Genomic DNA, 18,097 nt, shown 5'->3' with positions numbered 1-18,097 from the left:
CAAAGCGGAGCGGGAGTCACGCAGGCCGTGGAGGTTGTAGGTGGCGACCCGGATCAGGGCAGCCGGGCCAGGTCAGCCGCGCCGACCACGCCGGCGGAGGCGCCCAGTTCGGCCAGCCGCACGTCGGCGACGGGGCGGTGGCCCCGGCCGGTCAGGCGTTCGGCGAAGGATTCGCGGGCCCGGTCGAGCCAGAGGTCGGCGGCGTTGGAGACGCCGCCGCCGAGGATGAAGCAGCCGGGGTCGAGGATGGACGCGAGGTCGGCCAGGCCCTGGCCGATCCAGTCGGCCATGTGGGCGAACGCCTCGAGGGCGACCGGGTCACCGGCCCGGCCGGCGTCGGTGATCTCGCGGCCCTCGATGCTCTCGGGGGTGCTGCCTGCGAGCTTGAGCATGGTCGCGGCCCGTTCGGGCTCGGCGGCGGCCATCCGCTGCGCGTCGCGGACCAGGGCGTTGCCGCTGGCGTACTGCTCCCAGCAGCCGAGGTTGCCGCAGCCGCACCGCACCCCGCCGGGCACGGTCTGCATGTGGCCGAGCTCGCCGCCCATGCCCCAGCGGCCCCGGTAGACGGAGCCGCCGAGGATGAGGCCGCCGCCGATGCCGGTGCCGACCGTGACGGCGATGAGGTGGCTCTCGCCCCGGCCCGCGCCGAAGCGGAACTCGCCCCACGCCATCGCGTTGGCGTCGTTCTCGACCACGATGGGCAGGCCGGTCATCTCGGTGAGCTTGCGCTGGAGGGGCTCCTCGCGCCAGGCGAGGTTGGGGGCGAACCGGACGACGCTGCGGGTCTCGTCGATGAAGCCGGCGGCGCCGACGCCGACGGCCTCGACCTCGTAGGAGTCGGCCAGTTCCTTGATCGCCTCGGCCACGGTCTCGGCGACCTTGGCGGGGTTGTCGGCCGGAGTCGGCTTCAGGAGACTTTCGACGATCAGGCCGTGGGCGTCGACGACGCCCGCCGCGACCTTGGTGCCGCCGATGTCGATGCCGATGGTCAGCGCCATGTCGTCTCTCCCGTCAGGCTCAGCCCAGATCTATGTGCTCTACCTTCGAACCACCCGCCGGGTCAGCCGGCCCGCGCGGAGACGGCGGGCGCTGCAGGGAGTCGACCGCCTGCCGGAAGGCCGCGAGCAACTCGCTTCCCGCCGCCATCAGATGGTCACTCACGTCGCCGCCGGCGTCCCGGCGGGCCGCGATCACCCGGCAAACCGGGCAGGCCCGGCAGATGTACTCCTCGTGATCATGCCCTGAAACCGCCTCGCTCCACACATCCTGAGGGGCGGAAGTCGTGCGGGGGCGCTGGGCGGTGCCGGCCACCCCGGAGAAGGCGCCCTTCACGAAGCCCTTGCCGAGCTCCCGGCCGACCCGCTGCTGCAACGCGTCGAGCAGCTTCAGCGCCTCGTCGGCGGCCGAGCCGAAGGGGTCGGGACGTTCGTTGCTTTCCGTCATATCTCGAACCGTACCCGGAGGCGGCCGTCGCGGAGCGCCGCCTGCGCGACCTCTCTGCGGGCCAGCGCGGCGGGCAGCGCGATGACGCGGCGGTAGGGCCCGGCGGTGATGATCAGTTCGTCGGCCTTGCGGCCCAGATCGATGTCGTTCCGGTCGGCCAGCGGCAGCGCGAGCACGACCTCGTCGGCGGTGAAGCGCAGCGGCGGCTCGCCGGTGACCGGTCCGAACGCGTCGGCCGTGCCGTAGAGCTCCTCGGCGACGGCGGCCAGCGCCTCGACGCCGACCGGCTCTTCAGGAAGGTAGGGCACCGGCAGGATCGGCAGCGGCTCGAACGACTCGCGCACCGTCTCCATCTGGCGGGCCTGCGCCTCGACCCATTTGGCCCGCCAGGGGTCGGCTCCCCCGTCGGGGAAGACGCGGTTGGCGATGACGGCGTCGACGCGGTATCCGTACAGGGACAGGGAGGTGAGGGTGCGCCGGGCCTCGGCGACCACCACCGCCTCGGGGGTGAGCACCAGCCTGACCGACGCGTCGTCGCCGGTCAGCAGCGCGCGCACCTCCATCAGGCCCTTGTGCAGCCGCTCGCCGGCGTTGAGCACGCCCTCTTCGGGCGCGCTGACCTTGGCGACGGCGCGCATCACCGGGGCGACGGCGCGCATCACGCGGCGGCCGATCGGCAGCAGCCGGGTCACGTGCCAGTCGAGCGCCTCGGGCAGCGCCAGCAGGCGCAGGGTCTCGGCGGTGGGCGCGCAGTCGACCACGACGACGTCCCAGCGGCCGGTGCGGGCCTGCTCGCGCAGCTCCAGCAGCGCGATGATCTCCTCGGCGCCGGGCAGCACGGTCACCTCTTCTGAGGTGATGGCGTCGAGGCCGAGCTCGCTGAACAGGCCGCGGGCGTATTCCTGCAGGTCGCCCCAGTGGCGTTCCATCGCCTTCTGGGTGTCGACCTGCTGCAGGTAGAGGCCGTGGGCCACCTCGGCGGGCTCGCCCGAGGGGGCGGCCGCGAGCGCGTCGGCCAGCGAGTGGGCCGTGTCGGTCGAGACGACCAGGGTCTTGAGCCCGCGCCGGGCGGCCAGCGTCGCGGTGGCCGCGGCCGCCGTGGTCTTGCCGACGCCGCCCTTCCCCGTGAAGAGGAGGGTCCTCATGCCGATTCGACGCGCTTCTTCAGCCCCTTGAGGGCCGTGTCGATGATGACCTTCTCGGCCTTGCGCTTGATCATGCCGATCATCGGGACCTTCAGGTCGACCGCCAGCTCGTAGGTGACCTCGGTCGAGCCGCCCTTGTCGGCCAGGCGGTAGCTGCCGGTCAGGCCGGACACCATCTTCCCGGCCTCGGCGATCCGCCAGCTCACGACGTCGTCGGTCCAGCTGTAGGCGAGCACGTAGTCGTCGCTGATCACGCCCGCGTCGAGGACGAACCGGACGGTCGCCGGCAACCCGTCGCCGCCGGTCGTCAGGACCTGCGCGGACTTCACCTGACCGGCCCACTCGGGGTAGGAGGGGAAGTCGGCGATGACGGCCAGGATTGTCGACCGGCTCGCGCCGATCACGATGCTCGACGTGGTGCGATCAGCCATGCAGCCGACCTTAGCTCACAGGTCCAGGGTGAACGGTGTCCCGCGGCCCCGGAAATGCCCGACATTCAGGCATTCGGTACGCCCTATTCGTGTCCTGGGCGCCAGAGGTTGGTGGACGTGCCCGAAGAGGGCGTACCGGGGCTGGTGGGTCCGGATGTAGTCGAGGGTGGCCTCGCTGCCCCGCTCGAACCGTTTCGCCACCACGTCGTAGAGCAGGTCGGGGATCGCGGGCGGGATGTGCGTGCAGAGCACGTCGACCGGGCCGAGGGCGGCGACCTTGGCGGCGTAGACCTCGTCGGGGAGCTCGTAGGAGGTGCGGTAGCGGGTCTGCAGCCCGCCGCCGACGAAGCCGAAGGTCAGGCCGCCGATCTCGGCCGTCTCGCCGTCGAGCACGGTCTGCCCGGGGCGCACGTAGTCGGCCCAGAGCGCGGGCACGTCGACGTTGCCGTAGGTCAGGTAGGAGGGCACCGGCATGGCGGCGAACAGGTCGGCGTACTGGGCCCGGACCGCCTTCTCGATGTGCTCGCGGGGGTCGCCCCCGAGTTCGGCCCACAGGACGGCCGACAGGGCCCTTGCCTCGTCGAAGCGTTTCTCGGTGCGCAGCCGGATGTACTCGTCGGCCCGCTCGTGGCCGAACAGGTCGGGGAAGATGCCCTGGGAGGTGTCGGCATAGTCGATGAACAGCACCAGGTCCCCGAGGCAGATCAGGGCGTCGGCGCCCACTCCGGCCTTGGCGAGGGCGTCGGCACGGCCGTGGACGTCGCTCACGACGTTGATGCGCATGGCCGACATGATATTCCCGACCAAACGCTTGGTTCAGATACGGTACCAATGGGCATTCGTACGGTCACGGGCTGATACCTTGCGAATGACCGGATAACGCCTGTGTGACGGCTCTATCCCAACCTCGTGTCACGCGGTAGCGTCCCGGGAAACCTGACCAAGCCGGGTCCTATGAGGAGTGACCGTGCAGGAGTACACCGTTCCCGTGCTGGTGGACGTTCCCTTGTCGGCCAACTGCACCGACGCGGTGTTCCAGCGGGCCGCCGACACCCCCAACGCCGTCGTGATGAAGGTGCAGGACGGCGACGAGTGGAAGCCGGTGACCGCCGGCGACTTCCGGCAGAAGGTCGCCGGAGTGGCGAAGGGCCTGATCGCCACCGGGATCGAGCCGGGCGACCGCGTCGCCCTGATGAGCCGCACCCGCTACGAGTGGACGATCGCCGACTACGCCATCTGGGCGGCCGGCGGCGTCGGCGTGCCGATCTACGAGACCAGCTCCACCGAGCAGGTGCGCTGGATCGTCTCCGACTCGGGCGCGCGGGGCGCGTTCGCCGAGACCGCCAACCACCGCGAGACGCTCGCCGAGGCCGCCCCCGACCTCCCCCACGTCTGGACCTTCGACGAGGGCGCGATCGAGGCGCTGATCGAGGCCGGCAAGGACGTGCCCGACGACGCCCTGGCCGAGCGCCGGGCCTCCCGGGGCGGCCACGACCTGGCCACCATCATCTACACCTCGGGCACCACGGGCATGCCGAAGGGCTGCCAGATCACCCACGACAACCTGCTGTTCACCGCGCGGAACGTGGCGCAGGGGCCGCTGGAGAAGATGTTCTCCATCGACGAGCGGGCCGTGCTGCTGTTCCTGCCGCTCGCGCACAGCTTCGCCCGCATCGTCGAGATCGTGACCGTCGAGACCGGCACGGTCCTGGCCCACACGCCGAACATGAAGAACGTGGCGCCCGACCTGCAGGCGTTCAAGCCGACGTTCCTGCTGGGCGTGCCGCGCGTGTTCGAGAAGGTCTACAACGGCGCCGAGCAGAAGGCCACCGCCGACGGCAAGGGCAAGATCTTCGCCACCGCCGCGCAGGTCGCCATCGACTACAGCAGGGCCAAGAACGACGGCGGGGCCGGGCTCGGCCTGCGGCTCAAGCACGCCGTGTTCGACAAGCTCGTCTACACCAAGCTGCGGGCCGCCACCGGCAGCCGCCTGAGCCACGCCGTCTCCGGCGGCTCGGCGCTGGGCGAGCGGCTCGGCCACTTCTTCCGCGGCGTCGGCATCGAGGTGCTGGAGGGCTACGGCCTGACCGAGACCTCCGCGCCGTCCACGGTCAACATCCCGGGCGCCAACAAGATCGGCACCGTCGGCCGGCCGTTCCCGGGCGTCACGGTCCGGATCGCCGACGACAAGGAGATCCTGGTCAAGGGCCGCCACATCTTCGCCGGCTACTGGAACAACGAGAAGGCGACCGCCGAGGTCATCGACGCGCAGGGCTGGTTCCACACCGGCGACGTCGGCGAGCTCGACGCCGACGGCTACCTGCGCATCACCGGCCGCAAGAAGGAGATCCTGGTCACCGCGGCCGGCAAGAACGTCGCGCCCGGCCCGCTCGAGGACAGCATCCGCGGTCACCGCCTGATCAGCCAGGTCCTGGTCATCGGCGACGACAGGCCGTTCGTGGCCGCGCTGGTCACCCTCGACCCCGAGGCGATGGCGGGCGTCACCCTCACCCAGGAGCAGATCCGGGCCGAGGTGCAGGGCGCGGTCGACAACGCCAACAAGATGGTGTCCAAGGCCGAGCAGATCAAGAAGTTCGTCGTCCTCGACGGCGACCTGACCGAGGAGAGCGGCCACCTGACCCCGTCGCTGAAGCTCAAGCGCAACGTCGTGATGCGCGACTACGCCAAGCAGGTCGACGAGCTCTACGGCTGACCGACCGGCGCCCTCAGCAGTTCGCCGAAGCGGACGGCGACCTGGTCCCAGGTCCACTCCCGCTCGATCCACTCCCGGCCGCGCGCGCCCATGGCCCGCGCGGCCGCCGGGTCGCGCAGCAGCTCGATCAGCGCGGCGGCGATCTCCCGGGCCGAGCTTCCGTCGACCACCAGCCCGGTCTCGCGGTGCCTGACCGCGTCGGGCGCCCCGCCCGACGCGCCGGCGACCACCGGCAGCCCGCTGGCCGACGCCTCCAGGTAGACGATGCCGAGCCCCTCGACGTCGAGCCCGCCCAGGCGGGAGCGGCACGGCATGGCGAACACGTCGCCGGCGTCGTAGTAGGCGGGCAGGTCGCGGTCGGGCACCGGCCCGGTGAACCGGATGCCGGCCCTCCCCCGGGCCGCGCGTTCCAGGGCCGCTCTCCCGGGCCCGCCGCCGACCAGCAGCAGTTCCGCTTCCGGTACGGCCCTCGCCACCTCCGGCCACGCCTCGATCAGCCGGTCCTGCCCCTTCCGGGCGACCAGCCGCGACACGCAGACCACCACGGGCCGGTCGCCGAGCCCGAGCTCGGCCCGCACCCGCTCGCCGCCCGCGCCGGGCCGGAAGACGGTCGTGTCGACGCCGGGGGCCAGCCGCGCCAGCTTCCCCGGCGGGATGCGGGCCGCCAGGTGGCGGCGCGTGTAGTCGCCGAGGTAGGTGACGACGTCGGCGTGGGCCCCGATCCGGCGCAGCAGGCCGCCCGCCAGCGGCAGCCGGGCCCACGACGCCTCGTGGCCGTGGGTCAGCATCACCACCCGCCCGGCCCCGGCCGCCCGCAGCGCGCCGCCGAGCAGCCCGAGGGGCGCGGCGGCCCCGAACACCACGGTCGAGCCCGGGTGGACCAGCTCGCAGGCCCGCCGGGCCACCGCGCGCGTCGGCAGCATCAGGCTCGTGGGGTGGCGCACCACCTCGTAGCCCTGCCGGGCGTCGAACTCGGCGCAGCCCTCCCAGCGGGGGGCGTACACGACGACCGAAGACGCGGGCAGCCGGACGGCCAGGGCGTGCACGAACGACTGGATGCCGCCCGAGCGCGGCGGGAAGTCGTTGGTGACCACCACGACCCGGCTCACGGCACCTGCTGACCGTGGAGGAGCGCCCACGACCGGGCCATCGCGATGCGCTGCGGCGAGGTCGGGTGGGAGGAGTAGAGGACGTACTCCAACGGGCTCGGGCTCAGGTCGGAGATGTTGCGGACGGCCAGGTTGCGCTGCATGGCGGCGAAGGTGACCGGGTCTTCGGTGATCTCCAGCGCGTGGGCGTCGGCGCGGGCCTCGATGTGCCGGCTGACGAGGTTCTGCGCGGGCCCCGAGAGGATCGTGCCGAGCGAGACGAGCCCGACCAGCAGCGCGGCCGCCTTCGGGTCGCCCAGCGACGGCACCCCGGTCCGGCGGCGCAGCAGGTTGCCCGCCACGAACAGCGCGCACGCCCCGAACGCGGCCCCCAGCGCCCCGACGAGGGTGCCGTGGAGCACGTCGTCGGTCTTGGCGTGGCCGAGCTCGTGGGCCACGATCAGCTCGATCTCCGGCTCGGGCACCTTGAGCAGCGTGTCGTAGACGACGATGCGCCGGGTCGCGCCGAACCCCGAGACGTAGGCGTTGAGCGCGGTGGTGCGGCGAGAGGCGTCGGCGACCAGCACGTCGTCGACCGGCACCCCGTCGCGGTCGGCCATCGCCAGCAGGCTCTCGCGGAGCGGCCCCTGCTGGAGCGGGGTGAAGTCGTTGAAGACGGGCTCGACCACGATCGGGTAGACGAACGACAAGGCCAGCGTCAGCGAGAAGGCCCCGAGCGAGGCGGGGATCCACCAGCGGCGCGGCCACCGGCGGGCCAGCGCGATGACGACCACGACCATCACGGCCGACAGCAGCAGCTGCAGGCCGAAGTTCTTCAGCCGGTCGGCGCTCCAGGCGCCCCAGGCCTGGGTCGACAGGCCGTAGTCGCGCAGCACGGTCTCGAACCACATGCCGAGCGGCCACCGGATCGCCAGGGACACGATGGAGATCCCGGCGACGGCGGCGAGCGCCCGGAGCCACCACGGCCCCTTCAGCCGGTCGATCAGCCGGGCCCCCAGCGGGGTCGCCACGAACACCGCCGCGATCAGCACCGTGATCGCCAGCGACAGGTAGGACGGCACGCTGGTGGCGGCGTCGAAGGCGTCGGCGCGGGCGATCTGGGCGGCCCCGAAGTCGCGGACCGGGTCGGGCGTCACCTCGGGCGCGGCCTCGGACAGCGCGTGCCACGGCGTGGTCACCGCCACCACCGCGACGATCGCCACCCCGAGCCCCGCCAGCGCCGCGGCCGCGGCCTTCATCCCCGTACGTTCCACTCCGCCTCCGGAACACTTCGTATCACGTAGTCGCGCCAGGCCGCGGTCAGCTCGGCCTCGCCAACGCCCAGCGTGCGCCGCAGCGCCGTGGCCGGGTCGGCCTGGGCCGCCCGGTAGAGGGCGGTCAGCGCGGCCTCGCCGTAGCGCTCGGCGATGTAGCGGCAGGCGAGCCAGGCCTCCTGGTACGCCTGGGCGACCCGCGCGCCCCCCGCGCGGAAGTCCTCCCGGGCCGGCAGCTCCCGCGGCGGCCGCCGGTCTGCGGCGAGCTCCGCGGCGACCACCCCGGCCGCCAGCCCGCTGTCACGGTAGCCGACGTAGTCGGCGTAGCCCTCCACGAGCCACACGGGCAGGTCGGGACTGGTCGCCGCGCCGGTGGCGACGTGGGTGAGCTCGTGGGCCAGCACGATCACCCGGCCCTGGGCCGACAGCGTGGCCCAGGCGTGCGGCTCGATCACCACGAAGCCGGGGCCGGCCAGCGCGGCCATGCCGGTCACCGGGGCAGGGCGGGCGATCTCGGCGGCCCTCTCGGTCGTGGCGGGCGCCAGCACCGTCGCGGTCACCGGCTCGCCCCACACCCGGGCCACGGCCTCGGCGGCCCGGTCGGCCTCCTCGGCCAGCCCGGGGAAGCGCCCGTCGGCCGCCAGCACCCGGACGTGCTCGCCGCGGACGGCCAGGGGCCAGCTCTGGCCGTACAGGACCTGCGGGGGGTGCCCGGCGGACAGGACGGCCAGCAGCACGCTGACCGTCACCAGGAACCGCATGTCAACGGATGGTACAAACACCGCGGCCCCGCCCGCCGGGAAGGAGGCGGACGGGGCCGATCGGTACTTCGCCGGGACGGCTACATCCCGGGCCGGACCGCGCCCACGAAGGTGCGCTTGCGGTAGGTGTCCAGCTTGTCGATCCGCACCCGCGAACCGGAGTTCGGGGAGTGGACCATCTTGCCGTGGCCGACGTAGATGCCCACATGGCCGCCGCCGCTGGTGAACACGAGATCGCCCGGCTTCATCGCCGTCCAGCTGATCTTCTTCTTCACCGAGCTCTTCTGGGACCAGGTGGTACGGGGCAGTTTGACGCCCGCCTTGCGCCAGGCGAACTGAACCAGGCCGGAGCAGTCGAACGCGCCGGGACCGGTGGCACCCCACCGGTAGGGGTCGCCGATCTGCTTCTTCGCGATGGCGACCGCCTTGCTCGCCAGGACCCGCTGACGCTGGGCCTTGCTGAGCTTCTTGACGCGCTTGGCGGACCTGCTCTTGGTCTGGGTCTTCGCGGCCGAGGGAGCGGCGGGCGCCGCCTCTCCCGTAACCGCACTCGCCGTGCTGTTCGTGACGGTGACCGTCACCTCATCGGCCCGCGCGGGAGGCGCCGCGACCGCTCCGACCGAGGCCGTGAGCGTGACGCCGCCAAGGGAGAGGCGGGCGATGCGGGACAGGCATGCGGGGGTGGTGGACAGGATTGCTCCTTGGGTCTTCCTCTGATGCCTACCGGGTTAGCTGACGGATTCGGGCAGGGAAGTAGCCCTACGGCGCGGAAATTCTCACCGATTCACCCCTGGCTCCGCGGGGGAACCTTTTGGGTCCCCGGTTCCATGCCTCCTGGCTGCATGGATTCGGCTGTGTCGCGTGACGTGCGACACATGGATCTTTATTAAGACATCGGCGCCTACGCACCGGAGTGTCCGCGGACGGCATGGCTTGCTCGTCGCGAAGCCAGAAGTTACCGACTCCGCCATAAGTCGGCAAAGTTTTGGCGAAAGATAAAGATCAGATAAACTCCGGCGCTATTCGAAAACGCCTGCATATCACGGGATTTCGGAGGGTGATGTGACACTGGTCACACCCCTTGGCACAGAACCCGAAAAAAGCCCCAGACGACACTTTGCGTCGCTCAGGGACGCACGGCCTTGTCGGGGTTGTACTGCGCCAGCGGGGTGATCTTCACCACGTCGCCGGTCTGCGGCGCGTGCACCACCGAGCCCTGCCCGGTGTAGAGGCCGACGTGTCCGAAACCGCTGTGCCAGACCAGATCCCCGGCTTGCAGGTCGCTGATCGGCACCTGCCGGTTCTTGCCCCACGCCCACTGCTCGTAGCTGGTGCGCGGCAGGCTCACCCCGCCGGCCCGCCAGGAGGCCTGGACCAGCCCGGAGCAGTCCCAGGCGCCGGGGCCGGTGCCGCCGTACTGGTAGGGCTTGCCGATCTGGGCGAAGGCGAAGTCGAGGGCGGCGCGGGCGTTGCCGGAGGCGGGGCCGGAGTAGACCTGGCCGGTGCTCTCGGGATTGCCCGGGTTGAAGGCGCCCAGCTCGCGGAGCAGCTTCATCTGCTCGTCGACCATCTTGTCGGTCTTCTTCTTCTTGGCCGCCAGGTCGGTGCGGACCTCGGTGGCCTCCTCGAAGGCGGTCTTGCGCTTGTCGCGCTGCTGCTTCAGGCCCGCGATGGCGTCCTCGAACTCGGTCAGCCGGAGCTGGCGGCTGGTGGCCAGCTGGTTGATGACCGCCATGCCGCTGAGGGCGTTCTGGGGGGCCGCGGTGCCGAACATGCCCGAGAGGCTGCGGATGTCGCCCGTCTGGTAGCTGGAGACCGCCAGGCCCACCACATCGGCCCGGAGGGTCTCGACCTTCACGTTCTGCTTCTTGAAGCTGGCGTTGACCAGGTCGTACTGCTTCTTCGACCTCTTGTACTTCTCGTTGGCCTGGTTGTAGTCCTCGACCAGCTGGTCGGCCTGCTTGTTCAGCTTCGCCAGCTTGGCCTTCGCCTGGGGGATGGTCGGCTTCGGATCGGCCGCCGCCCCCGCGATCGGAAGAAGCAGAACGAACGCCGCAAAACCAGCCACGGCCGGTACCCGCCCACGCACGTCCGAAACCCCCTCCATACCGGACAGACCTGGGTCGGGACTTTACTCAGCCGATCATGTACCCTCAACCGATTCGCCGGTATTCGCGCAGGTCATCACGTCTGGCGACGACGTGATCACGCACGGCCAAGACGGCGGAGGAGCAATATGGAAGGAACCGGACGCGCGCCCATCTTTCGGACAGACACCGCGACCTCCCGATCGGACGACACCACCGCGATGGCGCGGCCCGGCGGCTCGATCTGGACCATCTGCCGGATGAGGTCGTCGGCTATCTGACCGGGCGCGCTGAACGCCACCCGCACCCCCCGGGGAGCCGACACCTGGACCGGCCCGTCGAGCTCGGCCCCGTCGAACACGCAGGTGATCTCCACCCGCACCTGGACGGCCAGCCCGCCGAGCCCGGTCAGCAGGCGCTGCCGCTGGTCGGCGAGGGTGAGGGTGCCGTAACCCGACTTGGTCACGTTGTAGCCGTCGATGATCAGGTGGAGGTTGGGTATCGCGAGGAGCTGGTCGAGCAGCTGCGGGTCGTCGTCGGCCAGCGCGCGGGCCGGCACGTCGCGGACCGACGGCGCGGTGCCGCTGACGGCGGTCACGTAGTCGGCCGGCCTGCTGATGGTGGTCGGCAGCGCCAGTTCCTTGCGCAGACCCTTGGCGGCGTCCTCAAGGGCGTCCATGAGCACCCGGATGCGGGCGTCCTCGACCGAGCGGCCCTCGCGGGCGGCCCGGCGGCTGGCCTCCAGGTGCCGCTCTGCCTCGGCCAGGCGCTCCTTGAGGCGGCGCACCTCGGTCTCGGCGGCGGCTCCGGCCCCGGCGACCCGGGCGCGGGCGTCGGCGGTGGCCGCCTCGAGCTCGCCGGCCCGCTGCTCGGCGGCCTTGGCCCGCTCGCGGGCGTCGTGGAGCTTGCGGCGCAGGTCGGTGTTCTCGGCGCGGGCCGCCTTGAGCTGGTCGCGGACCCGGTCGACCTCTTCCTTGGCGGCGGTGCGCTGCTGGGCGAGCTGCTCCTTGAGCCGCCCCTCGGCCTGCTCGCGCTGGGTGTCGAGGGCGGCGGCCTGGTCGAGGTCTTCGCGCGCCAGTTCGACCATCCCGGCCCAGCCGGGCGGCCGGGTCAGATAGGCTGCCGCCGCGACCAGCACGGGCTCGGCGGCGGGCGGAATCGTCTCTTCCGCGAGCGAGGCGACCAGCTCGGGCCACGCCTGGGTGAGCGCTTCTGCGACCAGTTCCCGGAACTTCTTGTCGTTCTCGAGCTGGGCCGCTATCGGGGCCGACCCCAGCCGGGCCCGCTTGCGCGGCTCGAACTTCGCCACGGCGCGCAGCGGCGCGGGCACGCCCGCGGCGGGCATGGTCCCGAGCACCTGCGCCGCCAGTTCGACGACGTGTGTTCGCACCTGCTCGGGCAGGGGACGAGACAGGCCCTCTCCGGCTGAACTCATCCCTGCTGCTCTCTTCCTGTCCTGGTCGTTCATTCAAGGGTACGGCTCTGCGAGTCCACTACATCACGTTCAGCGACGTGAACGGGGAGCAAGTAGGACACGAACCACTTGTCTCATAAATCGCTCACGTTACGTCAAGATCTCCTCACGTGATGTCACAATGACGCACGTGACCATAGCGAGTGACCATCTGCGCCGGCTCGCGGCCGAGATGGAAGAGGTGCTCGACCCCGTGTGGGCGCTGCGGACCTTCCCCAAGTGGACCGGCCCGGCGGCCCGGCGCTTCGACGCCGAGCTGCTCCGCCACCGCGCCCTGCTGGCCGCCCTGACCGCCGAGGCCGCCCTGCTCGCCGCACACCGGGAAAAAGAACTCGCGTGAGTTGTTTGTCCCGCTTTAGTCTGCGCGGATGCTCCGACCCGACCTCCCGATCGAGACCTCCCGCCTGGTCCTGCGGCTCTTCACCCCCGACGACCTGACCGAGCTCCACTCCTTCTACTCGCTGCCCGAGGTCGCCCGCTTCCTCTACTGGGAGCCGCGCGATCTCGTACAGGTGCGCACCGTCCTGACCGACAAGGCGGCCACCGCCGAGCTCACCGACGAGGGGCAGGTGCTGTGCCTGGCGGTCACCCTCCGCGAGACCGGCGCCCTGATCGGCGAGGTCCTGCTGTTCTGGCGCAGCCGCGAACACCGCCAGGGCGAGATCGGGTACGTCTTCCACCCCGGCCACCACGGGAAGGGCTACGCCACCGAGGCGACCGCCGAGGTGCTCCGCCTGGGCTTCGAGGGTCTCGACCTGCACCGGATCGTGGCCCGCTGCGACGGCCGCAACACCGCCTCGACCAAGGTGATGGAGCGGCTCGGCATGCGCAAGGAGGCCCACCTGGTGGAGAACGAGATGGTCAAGGGCGAGTGGACCGACGAGATCGTCTACGCCGTGCTGCGGCGGGAATGGCCGCCGGCCCGCTGAACTGTCGGTCGGGGTCTCTATGGTCGTCTGCGTGGAACAGGGCACGCTGGACGATCTGGGAACGCCCCTCGTCGACGTCACGTTCGTGGTGTTCGACCTGGAGACGACCGGCACCTCCCCCGCCGAGTGCGCCATCACCGAGATCGGCGCGGTCAAGGTGCGCGGCGGCGAGGTGCTCGGCGAGTTCGCCACGCTCGTCGACCCGGGCGGCCCGATCCCCCCGTTCGTCTCCGTCCTGACCGGCATCACCGACGCCATGGTGGTGGCGGCCCCCAAGATGACCGAGGTGCTGCCGAGCTTCCTCGAGTTCGTCAAGGGCGCCGCCCTGGTGGCCCACAACGCCCCCTTCGACATGGGCTTCATCAAGGCCGAGTGCGCCCGCCAGGGCTACCCGCCGCCGGTCAACGCGGTCGTCGACACCGCCGACCTGGCCCGCCGGGTGCTCACCCGCGACGAGACCCCCAACTGCAAGCTGGGCACCCTGGCCCGGTTCTTCCGCAGCCCCACCGAGCCCTGCCACCGGGCCCTGGCCGACGCCCGCGCCACGGTCGACGTGCTCCACGGCCTGATCGGCCGGGTCGGCAACCTGGGCGTCCACTCGCTGGAGGAGCTCCGCGGCTTCGTCCGCATGCCCACCCCCGAACAGCGGAGCAAGCGCCACCTGGCCGACGGCGTGCCCGACAAGCCGGGGGTGTACGTCTTCGAAGACGCCCGCGGCGAGGCGCTCTACGTCGGCAAGAGCTCCAGCCTGCGCACGCGTGTCCGCAGCTACTTCACCGCCAGCGAGACCCGGCCGAGGGTGCGCGAGATGATCGGCATCGCCGAGCGGGTGCGCCACATCGTGTGCGCGACCCCGCTGGAGGCCGAGATCCGCGAGTTACGCATGATCGGCGAGACCAAGCCCCGCTACAACCGGCGCTCCCGGTTCCCCGAGCGGGTGGTCTGGCTGAAGCTGACCGACGAGCCGTTCCCCCGCCTGAGCATCGTGCGCGACCTGAAAGACGACGGCGCCACCTACCTCGGCCCGTTCGGCAGCAGCCGCACCGCCGACGACGCCCGCACCGCCATCCACGAGGCCCTCCCGCTGCGCCAGTGCACCGAACGCCTGTCGCTCACGGTCCGGCGCAGCGCCTGCGCGCTGGCCGAGATCGGCAGGTGCGGCGCCCCCTGCGAAGGCCGCGAGAGCCTCGACGAATACGCCCGCCACGTCGCGGCGGCCCGCCACGCCATGCTGCTCGACGGCAGCTCGGTCTTCTCCGCCGTCGAGGCCCGCATGGACCGCCTGTCGGCCGAGCAGCGCTACGAGGAGGCCGCCGTCGACCGCGACCGGCTGGCCGCCTACGTCCGCGCCGCCGCCCGCATGCAGCGGCTCACCGCCCTGACCTCCCTCACCCAGATGGTCGCCGCCAGCCCCGGCAAAGACGGCGCCTGGGACATCCACGTCATCCGCCACGGCCGGCTGACCGCCGCCGGGGTGATGCCGCGCGGCGCCCACCCCGTCCCCTACGTCGAGGCCCTGGTCGCGACCGCCGAGACCGTGCAGCCCGGCCCCGGCCCGATCCCGGCCGCCAGCGCCGAGGAGACCGAGACGATCCTGCGCTGGCTCGAGTCGCCGGGGGTGCGGCTGGTGCGGGTCGAGGGCGGCTGGAGCCTGCCCGCCCAGGGGGCCGCCCGGCTCAAGCAGCGCATCGACCGGGCGTACGACCAAGGGGGTTCCCGCTCAGTGAGGGAGGGCAGACCGCTGCGATAGGTTGGGGCCCTCGGAAAGGAGCACGTTTTGGTCACCGCGATCGTGCACATCAAGGCCGACGTCAGCCGGATCCCCGAGGTCGCCCAGGCGATCGCCGGGCTGGCCGGCGTCAGCGAGGTCTACTCGATCACCGGCGAGTTCGACCTGATGGCCATGGTCCGGGTCGCGCGCTACGAGGAGATCGCCGAGGTCGTGCCGGGGCGGCTCAACAAGATCGAGGGCGTGCTGGCGACCGACACCCACATCGCCTTCCGCACCTACAGCCGCCACGACCTGGAGGCGGCCTTCTCCATCGGCCTGCCCGACGCCGACTAGATTCCTGACCGTCCCCCCGACGCCGAACCTCGGAGGGACCATGGACTTCACCGGCCGGACCGTCATCGTCACCGGCGCGGGCTCGGGCATCGGCCGCGCCGCCGCGCGGTTGTTCGCCGGGGCGGGCGCGCTCGTATTGGGCGTCGGCCGCCGCAGGGAGGCCCTCGCCGAGACGGCGGGCCGCGACGAGGCGATCAGCGTCCACGTCGCCGACCTGCGCGAACCCGGAGCCCCCGAGGAGGCCGTCGCGGCGGCCGTGGCCCGCTGGGGCCGTCTCGACGTGCTGGTGAACAACGCCGGGGCCACCAGGATCATGCCGCTGGCCGAGACGACCGCCGACGCCGTCGCCGACCTGTTCGCCCTCAACGTCACCGCCCCGAGCCTGCTCGCCCGCCACGCCCTGCCGCACCTGCGGACCTCGACGGGCTGCATCGTGAACGTCTCCAGCACCTACGGCCACCGCCCCCTGCCCGGAGGAGCCCACTACGCCGCGTCCAAGGCGGCCGTGGAGCACCTGACCCGCAGCTGGGCCCTGGAACTGGCCGCCGAGGGGGTCCGGGTGAACGCCGTCGCCCCCGGCCCCACGGAGAGCGAGGCGCTCACCGCCGCCGGCCTGCCCGCCGCGACCGTCGAACAGATCAAGTCCGACGAAACCGACCGCATCCCACTGGGCCGCCGGGGTGACCCGGACGAGGTCGCGACGTGGATCCTGAGACTCGCCGACCCGGCGGCGACCTGGCTGACCGGCCAGATCCTCACGGTGGACGGCGGCCTGGAACTCATCTGACACCCCGGCTCGCAGAAGCCAGACGCAGGTCAAGGCCCTCGCGAAGCCCGGCGGCCATCGGGCGTCAGGCCGTGCGTTCTCCGCTCAGAGCCCGCGTCCGGCCGCCCGTCAGCAGGCGGGCGCGGACCTCGAAGCCGCCGCCCACCGGGCCCGCCGTCACCGAGCCGCCGAACAACGCCGCGCGTTCCCAGATGCCCAGCAGGCGTTCCCTGGGACCGCCGTCGTCGCGGACCGCCACCTCGATCAGGCCGCTCTGCCAGCGCAGGGTCACCTGGGCCTTCCGCGCCGAGCCGTGCTCTAGGGCGTTGACCAGCGCCTCCTCGACGATGCGGTAGGCCGACAGCTCCAGCACCGGGCCGGGACGCCGGCGGCCCTCCTCCGCGAAGCCGACCGCCAGGCCCGCCGACCGGAACCGGTCGAACAGGGCGGGCAGGGCGGCCAGGGTCGGCTGGGGGCCGGTGGTCGTGGCGCTGCCCGACCGGAGCAGGCCCGCCACGCGTTGCAGGTCGGTCAGGGCCTGGCGGCCGGCCTCCTCGGCGTCGCGCAGCGTCTGGCGGGCGCGTTCGGGGTCGCGGTCCATGATGACCCGGCCCGCGCCCACGCCCAGGGTGAGCACGCTTAGGTCGTGGGCCACGACGTCGTGGAGCTCCTCGGCGATCCTGAGGCGTTCCCTGGTCACGGCGTCCGCCGGGTCCGGTGACCGGCGGCGGGTCACGCGGGCCGTCACTCGGGCCGTCACTTGGGCCAGGCGGGCGATGAGGCGCGTCATGCGGGCACGATAGGCCGCCGCCCGGCCCGTGGGCGTCCTCCCAGGAGGTGAACGCGGATCAGCCCAGAGGGTTACCCGCGCAGGCTCTGGGAGACCTCGATCCAGCGGTCGAGCAGGGTCGCGGCGGCCCCGGAGTCGACCACCTGGCCGACCGTGACGTAGGCGGCGGCGACACGCTCGGCCAGGTCGTCGCTGGTGGGGCCCTCGTGGGCGACCAGCGCGGCGGCGGCGTTGAGCAGGACCGCGTCGCGGATCGGGCCGGTCTTGCCGCGGACCAGGTCGTGGACCGCGCCCGCGTTGAAGACCACGTCGCCGCCCTTCAGGTCGCCGGGCTGGGAGCGGGCGATGCCGATGTCGGCCGGGTCGAAGGCGGTCTTGACGGCGCGGCCGTCACGGACGACGTACACGACCGAAGGGGCCGCGGTGGACAGTTCGTCGAGGCCGTCGTCGCCGCGGAAGACCAGGGCCGAGACCCCGCGCTCGGCGAAGACGCCCGCCACGACCGGCAGCATGCGCTCGTCGAACACGCCGATGGCCTGCGCCGACGGGCGGGCCGGGTTGGTCAGCGGGCCGAGGAAGTTGAAGACCGTCGGGACGCCGATCTCCTTGCGGGTCGGGCCCGCGAAGCGCATCGACGGGTGGTAGACCGGCGCGAAGCAGAACGCGATGCCGGCCTCCTCGGCCACCCGGGCGGTCGCCGCGGGCGACAGGTCGATCACGACGCCGAGGTGTTCGAGCACGTCGGCGGCGCCGCACTTGGAGGAGGCGGCCCGGTTGCCGTGCTTGACGACCCGGGCGCCCGCCGCGGCCACCACGATGGCGGCCATCGTCGAGACGTTCACCGTGTGGGCCCGGTCGCCGCCGGTGCCGACGACGTCGACCGCCGGGCCGTCGATCGCGAGCGGGGTGGCGATCGACAACATGTGCCCGGCCAGGCCGGACACCTCGGCGACGGTCTCCCCCTTGGCGCGCAGCGCGACGACGAACGCCGCGATCTGCGACGGGGTGGCCGCGCCCGACATGATCTCGCCCATCGCCCACGAGGTCTCGTCGGCGGTCAGGTGCTCACCCGCGAGCAGCGCGTTGAGCAGCGAGGGCCAGGTGGTACGGGCGTCCATGGCGGTCCTTCGG

Annotated in this window: 19 protein-coding genes and 1 riboswitch; of the genes, 6 read left to right on the top strand and 13 right to left on the bottom strand. The window is 72.0% G+C overall.

All coding sequences use genetic code 11. The features are described 5' to 3' along the window. Nucleotides 1-53: 53 nt before the first annotated feature. The 5 genes from AW274_RS36975 to AW274_RS36955 are packed head-to-tail and all read right to left on the bottom strand — an operon-like array spanning nucleotide 54 to nucleotide 3,802. On the bottom strand, nucleotides 54-998 hold the full coding sequence (locus AW274_RS36975) for an ROK family glucokinase (protein WP_062443309.1): 945 nt from the start codon (nucleotides 996-998) through the stop codon (nucleotides 54-56). A 19-nt stretch (nucleotides 999-1,017) separates the two neighbouring features. After that, nucleotides 1,018-1,443 carry a DUF5304 family protein gene (locus tag AW274_RS36970; protein WP_062443306.1) on the bottom strand — a complete coding sequence of 142 codons (426 nt, stop codon included), beginning with the start codon at nucleotides 1,441-1,443 and terminating at the stop codon, nucleotides 1,018-1,020. Next, complete coding sequence (locus AW274_RS36965; RefSeq protein ID WP_062443303.1) at nucleotides 1,440-2,588, bottom strand: ArsA family ATPase; 1,149 nt, start codon at nucleotides 2,586-2,588, stop codon at nucleotides 1,440-1,442. Before AW274_RS36965 ends, AW274_RS36970 begins: the two co-directional genes overlap by 4 nt. Further along, nucleotides 2,585-3,019 (bottom strand): SRPBCC family protein, encoded by a 435-nt coding sequence (locus tag AW274_RS36960; protein WP_062443300.1) that lies wholly within the window; start codon nucleotides 3,017-3,019, stop codon nucleotides 2,585-2,587. Before AW274_RS36960 ends, AW274_RS36965 begins: the two co-directional genes overlap by 4 nt. Before the next feature lie 15 nt (nucleotides 3,020-3,034). Next, nucleotides 3,035-3,802 carry a metallophosphoesterase family protein gene (locus AW274_RS36955; protein ID WP_083975471.1) on the bottom strand — a complete coding sequence of 256 codons (768 nt, stop codon included), beginning with the start codon at nucleotides 3,800-3,802 and terminating at the stop codon, nucleotides 3,035-3,037. Between the two features lie 184 nt (nucleotides 3,803-3,986). Here AW274_RS36955 and AW274_RS36950 point away from each other — a divergent pair, with 184 nt between their 5' ends. Further along, nucleotides 3,987-5,732 (top strand): AMP-dependent synthetase/ligase, encoded by a 1,746-nt coding sequence (locus tag AW274_RS36950; RefSeq protein WP_062443471.1) that lies wholly within the window; start codon nucleotides 3,987-3,989, stop codon nucleotides 5,730-5,732. Here AW274_RS36950 and AW274_RS36945 read toward each other — a convergent pair. From AW274_RS36945 to AW274_RS36920, 6 genes are all read right to left on the bottom strand, one after another. Beyond that, nucleotides 5,723-6,841 (bottom strand): glycosyltransferase family 4 protein, encoded by a 1,119-nt coding sequence (locus AW274_RS36945; protein WP_062443295.1) that lies wholly within the window; start codon nucleotides 6,839-6,841, stop codon nucleotides 5,723-5,725. The two genes, AW274_RS36950 and AW274_RS36945, sit on opposite strands and share 10 nt — an antisense overlap. Then, the gene (locus tag AW274_RS36940) at nucleotides 6,838-8,079 is read right to left on the bottom strand and encodes a M48 family metallopeptidase (protein WP_062443292.1); all 1,242 of its coding nucleotides are present in this window, start codon (nucleotides 8,077-8,079) and stop codon (nucleotides 6,838-6,840) included. Before AW274_RS36940 ends, AW274_RS36945 begins: the two co-directional genes overlap by 4 nt. Continuing rightward, nucleotides 8,076-8,855 carry a gluzincin family metallopeptidase gene (locus AW274_RS36935; RefSeq protein WP_062443290.1) on the bottom strand — a complete coding sequence of 260 codons (780 nt, stop codon included), beginning with the start codon at nucleotides 8,853-8,855 and terminating at the stop codon, nucleotides 8,076-8,078. Before AW274_RS36935 ends, AW274_RS36940 begins: the two co-directional genes overlap by 4 nt. Nucleotides 8,856-8,935: 80 nt before the next feature. Then, on the bottom strand, nucleotides 8,936-9,436 hold the full coding sequence (locus AW274_RS36930) for a C40 family peptidase (RefSeq protein ID WP_062443287.1): 501 nt from the start codon (nucleotides 9,434-9,436) through the stop codon (nucleotides 8,936-8,938). Nucleotides 9,437-9,557: 121 nt separating this feature from the next. Continuing rightward, nucleotides 9,558-9,719, bottom strand: a riboswitch (cyclic di-AMP (ydaO/yuaA leader). Nucleotides 9,720-9,981: 262 nt separating this feature from the next. Then, the gene (locus AW274_RS36925) at nucleotides 9,982-10,923 is read right to left on the bottom strand and encodes a C40 family peptidase (RefSeq protein ID WP_232320671.1); all 942 of its coding nucleotides are present in this window, start codon (nucleotides 10,921-10,923) and stop codon (nucleotides 9,982-9,984) included. 137 nt (nucleotides 10,924-11,060) lie between these two features. Then, nucleotides 11,061-12,377, bottom strand: a complete 1,317-nt coding sequence (locus AW274_RS36920; protein WP_062443284.1) for an NYN domain-containing protein — start codon at nucleotides 12,375-12,377, stop codon at nucleotides 11,061-11,063. Between the two features lie 169 nt (nucleotides 12,378-12,546). Here AW274_RS36920 and AW274_RS36915 point away from each other — a divergent pair, with 169 nt between their 5' ends. From AW274_RS36915 to AW274_RS36895, 5 genes are read left to right on the top strand one after another with little or no spacing between them, the layout of a single operon-like run. Then, the gene (locus AW274_RS36915) at nucleotides 12,547-12,756 is read left to right on the top strand and encodes a hypothetical protein (RefSeq protein ID WP_157520928.1); all 210 of its coding nucleotides are present in this window, start codon (nucleotides 12,547-12,549) and stop codon (nucleotides 12,754-12,756) included. A 28-nt stretch (nucleotides 12,757-12,784) separates the two neighbouring features. Continuing rightward, complete coding sequence (locus AW274_RS36910; RefSeq protein WP_062443278.1) at nucleotides 12,785-13,345, top strand: GNAT family N-acetyltransferase; 561 nt, start codon at nucleotides 12,785-12,787, stop codon at nucleotides 13,343-13,345. A gap of 19 nt (nucleotides 13,346-13,364) precedes the next feature. After that, entirely contained in the window at nucleotides 13,365-15,095 is a 1,731-nt protein-coding gene (locus AW274_RS36905) for a DEDD exonuclease domain-containing protein (RefSeq protein ID WP_062443276.1), read from the top strand. Nucleotides 15,096-15,122: 27 nt separating this feature from the next. Then, entirely contained in the window at nucleotides 15,123-15,410 is a 288-nt protein-coding gene (locus tag AW274_RS36900; RefSeq protein WP_030450459.1) for an Lrp/AsnC family transcriptional regulator, read from the top strand. A 40-nt stretch (nucleotides 15,411-15,450) separates the two neighbouring features. Then, nucleotides 15,451-16,197: an SDR family NAD(P)-dependent oxidoreductase gene (locus AW274_RS36895; protein WP_062443273.1), complete on the top strand. Its 747-nt coding sequence runs from the start codon at nucleotides 15,451-15,453 to the stop codon at nucleotides 16,195-16,197. Between the two features lie 64 nt (nucleotides 16,198-16,261). On the opposite strand, the gene AW274_RS36890 is transcribed toward AW274_RS36895, so the two are convergent. Both AW274_RS36890 and trpD read right to left on the bottom strand, forming a co-directional pair. Then, nucleotides 16,262-16,966: a sensor histidine kinase gene (locus AW274_RS36890; RefSeq protein WP_062443271.1), complete on the bottom strand. Its 705-nt coding sequence runs from the start codon at nucleotides 16,964-16,966 to the stop codon at nucleotides 16,262-16,264. 71 nt (nucleotides 16,967-17,037) lie between these two features. Continuing rightward, nucleotides 17,038-18,084, bottom strand: coding sequence for an anthranilate phosphoribosyltransferase (gene trpD / locus AW274_RS36885; protein ID WP_062443268.1), 1,047 nt, complete (start codon nucleotides 18,082-18,084; stop codon nucleotides 17,038-17,040). Between the last annotated feature and the right edge of the window lie 13 nt (nucleotides 18,085-18,097).

The organism is Herbidospora daliensis (assembly GCF_001570585.1).
GTDB classification, from domain to species: domain Bacteria; phylum Actinomycetota; class Actinomycetes; order Streptosporangiales; family Streptosporangiaceae; genus Herbidospora; species Herbidospora daliensis.
This window is presented reverse-complemented; position numbering and strand designations above follow the sequence as displayed.